The following is a 12837-nucleotide window of genomic DNA, read 5'->3' as shown; positions in this document are numbered from 1 at the left end:
AAGCACGAGGCCGAAAGACGCTGCGCAATCCTGACAGATCGTGCGCAGCGGGGTCGCTTCGCCGGCATCGGCAAGTGTCGGAAACTGCGCAAGAACTCGCGGTTCCGAGTGATTGTTCATGGTTCGTTCGACACGACTCATAACCTGAAGGTCAGAGGTTCAAATCCTCTCCCCGCAACCAAATATTCCTGAAAAGCGCCCTACAGGGCGCTTTTTGCATGGAGGTCCTCCAAATAGCGTCAGCGGCCTCGTTCAGCTCTCGGTGCATCGACCCACCGGAGTCTGCTCAGGCCAACTGAACCGCTGATCGGAATGCCTCGACAGGCGTTCGCAAGGAAAACGCCGGAAGTGGGGGGAGGGGGCCGTCTGCCCGCTTTGCTTAAGGCCGGTCCACCGCTTCGCTTTCTCAGACGTGATCAACGGCGCATCGGGGTCACCGGATCTCCATCGTGACCGATTTTTCCGACAGGGCCTCGCCGTCGCGAAGCAGGGTCACGGTGCCGGTGTAGGTGCCGTGAGGCCAGGATGGCTGGCTCAGGCGCCGTCCGGCGGCGCGAAAAAGCTGGGCCTGCGGTCGATCGAGCTTGGCATCCTGGGCAAGGAACCGCCCCTCGGGGCCGTCGATCTCCAGCCGCAGGATGTCGCCGGCCCGGCTGCCGTAGGCAAAGCCGAAAAGCACCAGCGCGGGGGCCGTGTTGGAAAGGCGCCCGATCGCCGCGTCACCTGCCTTGATCGCGTCGAAGTCCGGAACCGAACTGGCGAAGCCTGCGTCGATCAGCCCTCCCGGGGGCACGGCGGGTGTTTCGGCCCAGAGGCCGGACGCCGGGGCGGCACAGTCTTCGCCTGCGGGGCGGAAGGGGTCTATCGGATGGCCGTCCTTGCGGACGGACAGGTGCAGGTGCGGGAACTGGGTCTGGCCGGAAAGGCCGACCTGGCCCAGCGGATCGCCCGCGACGACACGGTCGCCCGAACGCACGGTGATCGAACCCGCGCGCATGTGGCAGTACTGGGTTTCCCAGCCGTCCCCGTGGCGCAGCACGACGCCGTTGCCACACTCGCGTCCGTCCACGGAGGCGTCTTCGTTGGGGGAGTAGAGCCGGTCCGGCATCCCGTCGCGCAGTCCTGCCACCACGCCGGGGGCGGCGGCGCGGACGGTTACGCCGCGATCCATATCGGCCAGGGTTGGCAGGGCGAAATCTGTGCCCTTGTGGCCGTCATAGGTGAGAGAGCCGCACAGGTAATCCCGGGCGTCAGGGCCCGGGTCGTGGTCCATCAGCTGCTGGATGTAGCAGGTGTCGCCCAGGGTGCAGTCGATTGGCATCTCCAGAACGACATCGCTCGCCGCGGGGAGCGCGGCGAGCGACAGGAGGGCGGCGGCAGCCGCCCGTCTCATTATTCAGCCGTCAGCAGGGGCGGCTTGTCGCCCGAGAGGCGAGGCTTGCCGGGGCCTTCGATCTGCAGGTCGATCTCGCCATCCTTGACGCCGACCTTCACGACGCCGCCCTTGGCGAGCCGGCCGAACAGAAGTTCCTCGGCCAGCGGTTTCTTGATGTTCTCCTGGATCACGCGGCCAAGCGGGCGGGCGCCCATCTTGTCGTCGTAGCCCTTGTCGCCCAGCCATTGCGCGGCCTCGGGCAGAAGCTCGATCGTGACATTGCGATCCATGAGCTGCGCCTCGAGCTGAAGCACGAACTTCTCGACCACCTGCAGGATGACCTCTTTCGGCAGCGGCGCGAAGGAGATCACGGCATCCAGACGGTTGCGGAATTCCGGCGTGAAGGTGCGTTCGATCGCGGCCGTGTCCTCGCCCTCGCGGCGGTCGCGGCCGAAGCCGATGGCTTCCTTGGCCTGTTCCGCGGCACCGGCGTTGGAGGTCATGATCAGCACCACGTTGCGGAAATCCACCGTCCGGCCGTTATGGTCGGTCAGCTTCCCGTGGTCCATCACCTGCAGCAGGATGTTGTAGACATCCGGATGCGCCTTCTCGATCTCGTCGAGCAGCAGGATGCAATGCGGATGCTGGTCCACGCCATCGGTCAGCAGCCCGCCCTGGTCAAAGCCGACATAGCCCGGGGGCGCGCCGATCAGGCGGGAGACCGCGTGTTTCTCCATGTATTCCGACATGTCGAACCTCAGCAGTTCCACGCCCAGCGAATCGGCGAGCTGCTTGGCCACCTCGGTCTTGCCGACACCCGTCGGCCCGGCGAACAGGTAGTTGCCGATGGGCTTCTCGGGCTCGCGCAGACCCGCGCGGCTGAGCTTGATTGCCGAGGCCAGCGCCTCGATCGCCTTGTCCTGGCCGAAGACCACGCGCTTGAGCGTCGCATCCAGATCCTTGAGCACCTCGGCATCGTCCTTGGAGACGTTCTTCGGCGGGATGCGGGCGATCTTGGCGACGACGCCCTCGATCTCCTTCACGCCGATGGTCTTGCGCCGCTTGCTCTCGGCCACCAGGTGCTGCGCCGCGCCGGCCTCGTCGATCACGTCGATGGCCTTGTCGGGCAGCTTGCGGTCGTTGATGTAGCGCGCCGACAGCTCCACCGCCGACTTGATCGCGTCGGAGGTGTATTTCACCGCGTGGTGCTCCTCGAAATAGGGCTTCAGGCCCTTGAGGATCTTCACCGTGTCATCGACAGACGGCTCGTTCACGTCGATCTTCTGGAACCGGCGGCTCAGCGCGCGGTCCTTTTCGAAATGCTGGCGGAACTCCTTGTAGGTGGTCGATCCCATGGTGCGCAGCTTGCCGCCCTGAAGCGCGGGCTTCAGCAGGTTGGAGGCATCCATGGCCCCGCCCGAGGTGGCGCCGGCACCGATCACGGTGTGTATCTCGTCGATAAACAGGACCGCGTCGGGATGCTCTTCCAGTTCCGAGACGACGGCCTTCAGCCGCTCTTCGAAATCCCCACGATAGCGGGTCCCGGCAAGCAGGGCGCCCATGTCGAGCGAGTAGATGGTGGTGTTGGCCAGCACCTCGGGGGTCTCGCCGGCAACAATCTTGCGCGCGAGGCCTTCCGCGATGGCGGTCTTGCCGACGCCGGGGTCACCCACCAGCAGCGGATTGTTCTTGCGCCGGCGGCAGAGCACCTGAATACACCGCTCGACCTCGCTGTCGCGGCCGATCAGCGGATCGATGCTGCCTTCGCGCGATTTTGCATTGAGGTCCACGCAATACTTGGCCAGCGCGCTTTCCTTTCCATCGTCTTCAGGCTGTGACGCCTGCGAGGTTTCTTCCTGCGGAGAATCGGCGCCCTGGACCGGGCGGCTTTCGCCGAAGGCGGGGTTCTTGGCGACGCCATGGGCAATGAAATTGACGGCGTCGTAGCGGGTCATCTCCTGCTCCTGCAGGAAATAGGCGGCGTTGCTTTCGCGTTCGGCGAAGATGGCGACCAGCACGTTGGCGCCGGTGACCTCGGTACGGCCGGAGCTTTGAACATGGATGGCGGCGCGCTGAATGACACGCTGGAAGGCTGCGGTCGGCACTGCTTCGGAGCCGTCCACATCGGTGACCAGGTTGGCCAGTTCTTCGTCAATGAATTCAACAAGGGTCGACCGCAGCTCGTCGAGTTCGACGTTGCACGCTTTCATCACGCGCACGGCGTCGGGTTCATCGAGCAGGGCAAGGAGGAGATGTTCGAGCGTTGCAAATTCGTGACGTCGCTCGTTGGCAAATGCCAGCGCTGCGTGAATGGCCTGCTCGAGGGAGTTCGAAAATGATGGCACCTGGCGTGCTCCTCTGATCTGGGCCGGCGTGAGGGGGGTCAGCTCGGGCCGGTCCCCCAAGACCAACCATGTGCTCATAGTATTAGAGTTTGGTTGATCATGGGTGGGCTTCAAGTTTTTTCTGCGCTTGCGCGATCACATTTCCCGCCGGATCTGCGCGGACGAACAGAATTGGGGCGCTGTTGCGGGGCGGTCGGGAAAGGCCGTCCCGGACAGGATCGGCAGGCGCGCCGACAGCGGTTCGAGGGAAGGATAGACAAGTATATATGGCGCGATCCCGGAATTTCATCTCTCCTCTCCGACTCGTTAACGATAACCCGTTACCGGGGCGTTAAGCGCGGTCTGACGATGCGGACCGGCTTTGCCCCGGCGCGGGCCGGATGGCGGCGGATTGGACCAAAGGATGAGGCCGAACGCCTCTGCGCACCTGTCCGACGGCCCGTTTCGCCGCGCCCGCGCCCGTGAAGACGCCGTGTCACGGCGCCGGATCACGATGTGTTACGGGCCGGGCGGGGCAGTGGCCCATCAGAAACTGTCCTTCCGCCGCCGGATCTCGCCGAAGACCTCCGCCGGGTCGGCGCCGGCCATGCCCAGCTGCTCGGCCAGGGCGGGGGCGCGCAGGAAGGGATTCGTCGCCTTCTCCAGCGCCAGGGCCGAGGGCACTGTGGGCTCGCCCTTGTCGCGCGCGGCTGCAATATCGGCGACGCGGGCCTGCAGATCCGGGTTGTCGGGATCGACCGACAGGGCGAACCGCCCGTTGGCCTGCGTGTATTCATGCCCCGAATAGACGACCGTGTCATCGGGCAGGGCGGCCAGCTTCGACAACGAGGCCCACATCATCGGCATGGTGCCTTCGAACACCCGCCCGCATCCCAGCGCCATCAGGCTGTCGGCGGTGAAGGCGGCGTTGCTGTCGGGGAAGTGGTAGGCGATGTGCCCGACCGTATGGCCCGACACGTCCATCACTGTCCCGGTCGAGCCGCCCACGGTCACCGTGTCGCCCTCGGCCAGCGCCATGTCGAGCTTTGGCAGGCGGTCGGCATCGGCGGCATGGCCCACGACCTTGGCATCGGGATGCGCGGAAAGCACCTCGTCCAGCCCCTGGACGTGGTCGGCGTGGTGATGGGTGATCAGGATGTGCGACAGTGTCCAGCCCTTCTCGGACAGCGCCGCCAGGATCGGCGCGGCCTCTGGCACGTCGACCAACGCGGTCTCGCCCGAGGCCGCGTCATGGGCCAGGAAAGCGTAATTGTCGGAGAGGCAGGGAACGGTGACGATCTTAAGGGGCATGGCCTTTCCTTTTCGCGCTGCTAAACTTCAGCAGAGACTGACTGATCCCCGGACCGCCCGCAATGCATCTCGACGTCCAGGACCTGCGTAACTTCTACTACCGCAGCACGCTCGGCCGTGCGGCGCAGCTGTCGCTGCGCACGCGGCTGCTGGAATACTGGCCCGAGGCCAAGGCGATGACGGTGGCGGGATTCGGCTTTGCCGTGCCGCTGCTGCGTCCCTACCTGCCGGATGCGCGCCGCGTCGTGGCGCTTATGCCCGGGCCGCAGGGGGTGATGCCCTGGCCGGCGGGGCAGCCCAATGTCTCGGTGCTGGTCGAGGAAACGCTCTGGCCGTTTGAAACCGGGCGGCTGGACCGGCTGGTCTTGCTGCACGGGCTTGAGACATCGGAACATCCCTCGGCCCTGCTGGAAGAAGTCTGGCGCGTGCTGGGGCCCGGCGGCAAGGCGATGTTCATCGTGCCCAACCGGGGCGGGCTGTGGTCCCGGTCGGACAACACGCCCTTCGGCTTTGGCCGTCCCTACACGCTGACGCAGCTGGAAACACAGCTGAAGAAGCACGGCTTCCTGCCCGAACGCCACACCGCGGCGCTTTACCAGCCACCCACCGAACGCCGTTTCTGGCAGAAATCCGGACGCCTGATCGAACGCATGGGCCGGTCGATGCCGACGCGTCTGGCCGGCGGTGTCTTCATGGTCGAGGCGTCCAAGCGGGTTCACCCGCCGCGCGGTACGGTAGAACGCCGCGGGGTGCGCGATCCGCTGCAGATCCTCGAGGGGATGACGGAGCCGGTGGCCAAGCCGGTCTGAGCGCGAACGGGATCCGAGCCCCAACCATGCGTCCCCTCTGCCTTTCTCTTCAGCACCGGCGCATGTCTCATGACACGTCCGCCCCGGATCCGGCGCAACCGTGAGGCGCGAAAGGGGCGGGGGAATCACGCGAGCGTGCCCATTTCGTGAACGTTTCAAGTCACGCCCGGCGCGCAAACCGTCGCACTTGCGCTAACGGCCCATATTAAGCTGAAATTTGCCTCCCAGCTATTTCGTTAATGCTTGTTGCGGGGTGGGGGAGGCTCTGCTAGACCCACGCTGATTTTGCCGCCCCGGTATTTTCCGGGTCGGTCAACATGCCTACGCGCGCCGACTGGGCGGTGCCGGGGCCCGAAAGATCGGAAGGGTGGACGTGTCCGAACCAGCTTCGATTTCCGCCGGCATTGCAGCACGCTATGCCTCCGCGATTTTTGAAATCGCGAAAGAAGAATCCAACCTCGACAGCCTCGAATCCAGCGTTGACGACCTGTCAAACGCCCTGTCCGAAAGCGAAGACCTGCGGTCGCTGATCTCGTCCCCGATGATCTCGCGCAGCGAGCAGGGCGCGGCAATCGCGGCCATCGCGGACAAGATGGAACTCGCCGACGTGATGCGCAAGGGCCTGGCCCTGATGGCGCAGAAGCGCCGTCTGTTCGTGCTGCCTCAGCTGCTGACCGCCCTGCGCGAGAAGCTGGCCGAGAACCGCGGCGAGGTGACCGCAGAGGTGACCAGCGCCGTCGCGCTGTCGAAAACACAGTCCGAAAAGCTCGCCGCTATGCTGCGCGACAGCGCCGGCAAGGACGTTTCTCTCAAGACCACCGTCGACGAAGCACTCATCGGCGGCATGATTGTAAAGCTGGGCTCGACCATGATCGACACCTCGATCCGGTCCAAGCTCGCCTCCCTCCAGAACGCCATGAAAGAGGTCGGATAAATGGGTATCCAAGCTGCAGAGATTTCTGCGATCCTGAAGGACCAGATCAAGAACTTCGGCCAGGAAGCCGAAGTTTCCGAAGTTGGCCGCGTGCTCAGCGTGGGTGACGGGATTGCACGCGTCTTCGGCCTCGACAATGTTCAGGCCGGCGAGATGGTGGAATTCCCCGGCGGCATCCGCGGGATGGCGCTGAACCTCGAAACCGACAACGTCGGCGTCGTGATCTTCGGCTCCGACCGCGACATCAAGGAAGGTGACGTCGTCAAGCGCACCAACTCGATCGTGGACGTTCCGGTGGGTGACAACATGCTCGGCCGCGTCGTCGACGCGCTTGGCAACCCGGTCGACGGCAAGGGCCCGATCGAAACCTCCGAGCGCCGCGTCGGCGACGTGAAGGCGCCGGGCATCATCCCGCGCAAATCCGTGCACGAGCCCATGGCGACCGGCCTCAAGTCGATCGACGCCATGATCCCGATCGGCCGCGGCCAGCGCGAGCTGATCATCGGCGACCGTCAGACCGGCAAGACTGCCGTGGCACTGGACGCCATCCTGAACCAGAAATCCTACAACGAAGCCGCCGGCGACGACGAGAGCAAGAAGCTCTACTGCGTCTACGTGGCCGTTGGCCAGAAGCGTTCGACCGTTGCGCAGCTGGTGAAGAAGCTCGAAGAGACCGGCGCGATGGAATATTCCATCGTCGTGACCGCAACCGCGTCCGAACCGGCCCCGATGCAGTACCTGGCGCCCTACACCGCGACCGCGATGGCGGAATTCTTCCGCGACAACGGCCGCCACGCGCTGATCGTCTACGATGACCTCTCCAAGCAGGCCGTCGCCTACCGCCAGATGTCGCTGCTGCTGCGCCGTCCGCCGGGACGTGAAGCTTACCCGGGCGACGTGTTCTACCTGCACTCCCGCCTGCTGGAACGCTCGGCCAAGCTGAACGAAGACAACGGCTCGGGCTCGCTGACGGCTCTGCCGATCATCGAAACCCAGGGCGGCGACGTGTCGGCCTTCATCCCGACCAACGTGATCTCGATCACCGACGGCCAGATCTTCCTGGAAACCGAACTGTTCTACCAGGGCATCCGCCCCGCCGTGAACACCGGTCTGTCGGTTTCGCGCGTCGGCTCCTCGGCCCAGACCTCGGCCATGTCCTCGGTCGCCGGCCCGGTGAAACTGTCGCTCGCCCAGTACCGCGAGATGGCCGCCTTCGCCCAGTTCGGCTCCGACCTCGACGCCGCGACCCAGCAGCTGCTGAACCGTGGTGCGCGCCTGACCGAGCTGATGAAGCAGCCGCAGTATTCGCCTCTGACCAACTCGGAAATCGTCTGCGTCATCTTCGCCGGCACCAACGGCTACCTCGACAAGCTGCCGGTGAACCAGGTTGGCAAGTTCGAAGCCGGTCTGCTGAACTTCCTGCGGACCAAGAAAGCAGACTTCCTGCAGTGGATCACCGACGAGGACCCCAAGTTCAAGGGCGGTGAACCGGTTGAAAAAATGAAGGCTGTTATCGACGAATTCGCAGCCGACTTCGCGTAAGGGGACTGGTCGATGCCTAGTCTCAAGGACCTCAAGAACAGGATCGAGTCGGTCAAATCGACCCGCAAGATCACCAAGGCCATGCAAATGGTGGCCGCCGCGAAACTGCGGCGGGCACAGGAAGCGGCCGAGGATGCGCGCCCCTATGCCGAACGGTTCAATGCCGTGATGGCGGGGCTGGCGGCTTCGGTCGGCGAGAGCGACACGGCACCCAAACTGCTGTCCGGCACGGGCAGCGACAAGGTGCACCTGCTGGTCGTGATGACGTCCGAACGCGGGCTGTGCGGTGGCTTCAACGCCAATATCGCCAAGCTCGCCCGGACCAGGATCGCCGAGCTGCGGGCCGAAGGGAAGACGATCAAGATCCTGACCGTGGGCAAGAAGGGCCGCGATGCCCTGCGCCGCGACTACAAGGATCTGTTCGTCGACCATGTCGACCTGAGCGAAGTGAAGACGCTCGGCTACGCCAATGCGCAAGAGATCGCGCAGGCGGTGCTGGACCGGTTCGACGAAGGCGAGTTCGACGTCGCGACGATCTTCTATTCGAAGTTCGTCAACGTGGTCAGCCAGGTGCCGACGGCGCAGCAGATCATCCCGGCCTCCTTCGATAAGCCCGAGGAAGATGCCGGCGCGTCGACGCTGTACGACTACGAGCCCAGCGAAGAGGCCATCCTGGCCGATCTGCTGCCCAAGGGCGTTGCGACGGCGATCTTCTCGGCCCTGCTCGAGAACGGCGCTTCGGAACAGGGTGCACGGATGTCCGCCATGGACAACGCGACCCGCAACGCCGGCGAGATGATCGACAAGCTGACGATCCAGTACAACCGTTCGCGTCAGGCCGTCATCACGAACGAGCTGATCGAAATCATTTCCGGCGCCGAGGCGCTGTAAAAAGACAACCGGAGACGAAACATGGCTAACGCAAAAGGCAAAGTGACCCAGGTCATCGGCGCCGTTGTCGACGTTCAGTTCGATGACCACCTGCCCGAGATCCTGAACGCGCTGACCACCGAGAACAACGGCAAGAAACTGATCCTGGAAGTCGCGCAGCACCTGGGCGAAAGCACCGTGCGGACCATCGCGATGGACGCGACCGAAGGTCTGGTGCGCGGTCAGGAAGTGACCGACACCGAAGGCCCGATCTCGGTCCCGGTGGGCAACGCCACCCTCGGCCGGATCCTCAACGTCGTCGGCGAGCCCGTCGACGAAGGCGGCCCGGTCAACGCATCGGAAACCCGCCCGATCCACGCCACCGCGCCGGAATTCGCGGAACAGGCGACGGAATCGGAAATCCTGGTCACCGGCATCAAGGTCGTCGACCTGCTGGCGCCCTATTCGAAGGGCGGCAAGATCGGCCTCTTCGGCGGTGCCGGCGTGGGCAAGACCGTTCTGATCATGGAACTGATCAACAACATCGCGAAGGTGCACTCGGGCTATTCCGTGTTCGCCGGCGTGGGCGAGCGGACCCGTGAAGGGAACGACCTCTACCACGAGATGATCGAATCCAACGTGATCAAGCCGGACAACCTGGAAGATTCGCAGGTGGCCCTGGTCTACGGCCAGATGAACGAACCGCCGGGAGCCCGTGCCCGCGTCGCCCTGACCGGCCTGACCTTGGCCGAGCAGTTCCGCGACCAGTCCGGGACCGACGTTCTGTTCTTCGTGGACAACATCTTCCGCTTCACGCAGGCGGGCTCCGAGGTGTCGGCTCTGCTGGGTCGTATTCCTTCGGCCGTGGGCTATCAGCCGACGCTGGCCACCGACATGGGCCAGATGCAGGAACGCATCACCTCGACGAAAGCCGGCTCGATCACCTCGATCCAGGCCGTCTACGTTCCCGCGGATGACCTTACCGACCCCGCGCCTGCAACGACCTTCGCCCACCTCGACGCAACGACCGTTCTGTCGCGTGCGATCTCGGAACTCGGCATCTACCCGGCCGTGGACCCGCTCGACAGCTCGTCGCGGATTCTCGACCCGCAGATCGTCGGCGAAGAGCATTACCAGGTTGCCCGTGACGTCCAGGGTATCCTTCAGCGCTACAAGTCGCTGCAGGACATCATCGCCATCCTCGGGATGGACGAACTGTCGGAAGAGGACAAGCTGACCGTGGCCCGCGCCCGGAAGATCCAGCGCTTCCTGTCCCAGCCCTTCGACGTGGCCAAGGTCTTCACCGGCTCGGACGGTGTCCAGGTCCCGCTGGAAGACACGATCAAGTCGTTCAAGGCGGTTGTTGCCGGCGAATACGACCACCTGCCCGAAGCGGCCTTCTACATGGTTGGCGGCATCGACGAGGTGAAGGCCAAGGCCGAGAAGATGGCGGCAGACGCTGCATAAGCCAGCGGCGGGCTGACCCCCGCCCTGCGCGGCCCCAACCGCCGGGTGTCGGGCGGGGGTCTCCCCCGCCGCTCCCGCACAGGAGAACAATATGGCAGACTTGATGCAGTTCGACCTCGTCAGCCCCGAACGGCGCCTCGCGTCGCTCGAGGCGAGCGCGGTGCAGATCCCCGGCGCCGATGGCGACATGACGGCCATGGCCGACCATGCCCCGACCATCACCACCCTGCGCCCCGGCATCCTCAAGGCGGAAACCCCGCAGGGCGCGTCGGAATATGTCGTGACCGGCGGCTTTGCCGAGATCTCTGCAGGCGGCATCACCGTGCTGGCCGAAAAGGCGATCCCGGTCGACGAAATGACCCGCGATCACCTGGACGAGCTGGTCGCCGGCGCCCGCGCCGCGCATGAGCAGGCCAAGAAGGGTGAGACCGACCAGTCCTTCGTCGACGAGGCCGCCAAGCTTCTGGCCGACATGGAGGCGCTCGGCGACCACATGTCGCTGTGATGCGCCGGCTGCGTGCCGAACCGGACAATCAAGGGGCTTCCGTACCGCGGAGGCCCCTTTTCTTTGGCCCTTCCTTCCGGCCTTTGCCCCGGGCGCATGACGCTTTCTCTTGAAACCCGCCCGAATATGCGACTTCCTTGTCGGACATAAGTACGAGAGGCGGGTCTCCGCGCCGGCCTCGAAGCCTCCACGGACGCGATGAAACAACTGCGCAATCACCTGGTCGGGATCGATCAGGGTGAAATCAACCTGTTCTCCGACTTCCAGGACGGCGGGGACATGTGGACGGGCAGGGGCCCGCGGGAACGGCGCGGGACGGTGCGGTTCTCGTCCCGGTTCCGCCAGCCGCCGGCGGTGCATGTCTCGGTCTCGCTGTGGGACGTGGATACCGAAAGCCACATGCGCGCCGATCTCTCGACGGCCAACATCACCCCCGAGGGCTGCGAGATCGTGTTCCGCACCTGGGGAGACAGCCGCGTCGCGCGCATCCGCGTGGCCTGGATGGCGATCGGGGAATTGCCGCACGCGGATGACTGGCAGCTGGACTGACAGCCGCCGCGACGGCCAGGGCGCGCGGGCCCCCGGGCGGGGGCCGGCACAGGTTCCGTTCGAAGTGACCCGCCTCAGCGGATGCCGGGATACAGCGTCTCGTAGATCGGTGTCAGCGTGTCCTGCTCAAAAAGCGAAGAGACCGACGTGCCGTTCCAGATGTTCAGGATCGCCTGCGCAAAGACCGGCGCGGTCGGCACGATCCGGATGTTGTGCGCGCCCATCACCGGCTCGGTCGGCTGGATGGAATCGGTGATCACCAGCGAGGACATGACCGACTTGGTGATCCGCTCCACCGCCGGGCCCGACAGCACGCCGTGGCTGATATAGGCATGCACTTCCTTGGCCCCGTTCTCCATCAGCACCTCGGCCGCCTTGCACAGCGTGCCGGCGGTATCGCAGATGTCGTCGACGATCAGGCAGATCTTGCCCTCGACCTCGCCGATGATGTTCATTTCCGCCACTTCGCCCGGCTTCTCGCGGCGCTTGTCCACGATCGACAGGGGCGAGTTGATCCGCTTGGCCAGTTCGCGCGCGCGCGCCACGCCGCCGACATCGGGCGAGACGACCATCAGCTCGTCCATCTGCCCCTGGAAGCGCGAGATGATGTCCAGCGCGAAGACCGGCGAGGCATAGAGGTTGTCGACGGGGATGTCGAAGAAGCCCTGGATCTGCGCCGCGTGCAGGTCCATCGTCAGGATCCGCTCGATCCCGGATCCGACCAGCATGTTGGCCACCAGCTTGGCGGTGATCGGGGTGCGCGCCTTGGTCCGGCGATCCTGCCGGGCATAGCCGAAATACGGGATCACGGCGGTGATCCGCGCGGCCGAGGACCGGCGCAGGGCGTCGGACATGACCAGAAGTTCCATCAGGTTGTCGTTCGCCGGGTTCGACGTCGACTGGATGATGAACATGTCCTCGCCGCGCACGTTCTCGTAGACCTCGACGAAGATCTCGGCGTCGTTGAACCGTTCGACCCGCGCGTCGACAAGCCCGGTGTGGACGCCACGGTGCATGGTCATGCGTCGGGCGATGGCCTCGGCCAGGGGCAGGTTCGCATTCCCGGCGATAAGCTTGGGTTCGTTGAGTTGCGGCATGAATAGATTTTCCTCGGGCGGCGACGGGCCAGAACGTCAGATTCGCTGTGTTGA

Annotated in this window: 11 protein-coding genes; 7 read left to right on the top strand and 4 right to left on the bottom strand. The window is 64.8% G+C overall.

All coding sequences use genetic code 11. The features are described from left to right. Window positions 1-433: 433 nt before the first annotated feature. The 3 genes from ATO3_RS22240 to gloB form a co-directional block, all read right to left on the bottom strand. On the bottom strand, window positions 434-1393 hold the full coding sequence (locus ATO3_RS22240; RefSeq protein ID WP_088652106.1) for a M23 family metallopeptidase: 960 nt from the start codon (window positions 1391-1393) through the stop codon (window positions 434-436). Beyond that, window positions 1393-3720, bottom strand: a complete 2328-nt coding sequence (gene clpA / locus ATO3_RS22235; RefSeq protein WP_088652105.1) for an ATP-dependent Clp protease ATP-binding subunit ClpA — start codon at window positions 3718-3720, stop codon at window positions 1393-1395. The genes ATO3_RS22240 and clpA overlap by 1 nt, the downstream gene beginning before the upstream one ends. A 525-nt stretch (window positions 3721-4245) precedes the next feature. Continuing rightward, complete coding sequence (gene gloB / locus ATO3_RS22230; RefSeq protein ID WP_088652104.1) at window positions 4246-5010, bottom strand: hydroxyacylglutathione hydrolase; 765 nt, start codon at window positions 5008-5010, stop codon at window positions 4246-4248. Between the two features lie 62 nt (window positions 5011-5072). Here gloB and ATO3_RS22225 point away from each other — a divergent pair, with 62 nt between their 5' ends. The 7 genes from ATO3_RS22225 (at window position 5073) to ATO3_RS22195 (ending at window position 11686) form a co-directional block, all read left to right on the top strand. Beyond that, window positions 5073-5819, top strand: coding sequence for a class I SAM-dependent methyltransferase (locus tag ATO3_RS22225; protein WP_088652103.1), 747 nt, complete (start codon window positions 5073-5075; stop codon window positions 5817-5819). Window positions 5820-6192: 373 nt separating this feature from the next. Further along, window positions 6193-6753, top strand: coding sequence for a F0F1 ATP synthase subunit delta (locus tag ATO3_RS22220; protein WP_088652134.1), 561 nt, complete (start codon window positions 6193-6195; stop codon window positions 6751-6753). Then, on the top strand, window positions 6754-8295 hold the full coding sequence (gene atpA / locus ATO3_RS22215) for a F0F1 ATP synthase subunit alpha (RefSeq protein ID WP_088652102.1): 1542 nt from the start codon (window positions 6754-6756) through the stop codon (window positions 8293-8295). A 12-nt stretch (window positions 8296-8307) separates the two neighbouring features. Then, a complete protein-coding gene (locus ATO3_RS22210; protein WP_088652101.1) occupies window positions 8308-9186 on the top strand; it encodes a F0F1 ATP synthase subunit gamma in 879 nt (292 codons plus the stop codon). Window positions 9187-9207: 21 nt separating this feature from the next. After that, window positions 9208-10632, top strand: coding sequence for a F0F1 ATP synthase subunit beta (atpD, locus tag ATO3_RS22205; RefSeq protein ID WP_088652100.1), 1425 nt, complete (start codon window positions 9208-9210; stop codon window positions 10630-10632). Window positions 10633-10723: 91 nt separating this feature from the next. Then, window positions 10724-11137, top strand: a complete 414-nt coding sequence (locus tag ATO3_RS22200; RefSeq protein ID WP_088652099.1) for a F0F1 ATP synthase subunit epsilon — start codon at window positions 10724-10726, stop codon at window positions 11135-11137. A 198-nt stretch (window positions 11138-11335) separates the two neighbouring features. Continuing rightward, the gene (locus ATO3_RS22195; RefSeq protein WP_088652098.1) at window positions 11336-11686 is read left to right on the top strand and encodes an H-type lectin domain-containing protein; all 351 of its coding nucleotides are present in this window, start codon (window positions 11336-11338) and stop codon (window positions 11684-11686) included. A 74-nt stretch (window positions 11687-11760) separates the two neighbouring features. Here the strand turns inward: ATO3_RS22195 and ATO3_RS22190 are convergent, their stop codons facing one another. Continuing rightward, on the bottom strand, window positions 11761-12783 hold the full coding sequence (locus ATO3_RS22190; RefSeq protein WP_088652097.1) for a ribose-phosphate pyrophosphokinase: 1023 nt from the start codon (window positions 12781-12783) through the stop codon (window positions 11761-11763). Between the last annotated feature and the right edge of the window lie 54 nt (window positions 12784-12837).

The organism is Marinibacterium profundimaris, from assembly GCF_002210095.1.
In the GTDB taxonomy this organism is placed as follows: Bacteria; Pseudomonadota; Alphaproteobacteria; order Rhodobacterales; family Rhodobacteraceae; genus Marinibacterium; species Marinibacterium profundimaris.
This window is presented reverse-complemented; position numbering and strand designations above follow the sequence as displayed.

Coding starts and splice junctions, on each gene's coding strand:
- ATO3_RS22210 (WP_088652101.1), top strand. CDS start 8,308: ATGCCTAGTCTCAAGGACCTCAAGAACAGGATCGAGTCGGTCAAATCG.
- ATO3_RS22200 (WP_088652099.1), top strand. CDS start 10,724: ATGGCAGACTTGATGCAGTTCGACCTCGTCAGCCCCGAACGGCGCCTC.
- ATO3_RS22240 (WP_088652106.1), bottom strand. CDS start 1,393: ATGAGACGGGCGGCTGCCGCCGCCCTCCTGTCGCTCGCCGCGCTCCCC.
- gloB (WP_088652104.1), bottom strand. CDS start 5,010: ATGCCCCTTAAGATCGTCACCGTTCCCTGCCTCTCCGACAATTACGCT.
- ATO3_RS22225 (WP_088652103.1), top strand. CDS start 5,073: ATGCATCTCGACGTCCAGGACCTGCGTAACTTCTACTACCGCAGCACG.
- atpD (WP_088652100.1), top strand. CDS start 9,208: ATGGCTAACGCAAAAGGCAAAGTGACCCAGGTCATCGGCGCCGTTGTC.
- atpA (WP_088652102.1), top strand. CDS start 6,754: ATGGGTATCCAAGCTGCAGAGATTTCTGCGATCCTGAAGGACCAGATC.
- ATO3_RS22195 (WP_088652098.1), top strand. CDS start 11,336: ATGAAACAACTGCGCAATCACCTGGTCGGGATCGATCAGGGTGAAATC.
- ATO3_RS22190 (WP_088652097.1), bottom strand. CDS start 12,783: ATGCCGCAACTCAACGAACCCAAGCTTATCGCCGGGAATGCGAACCTG.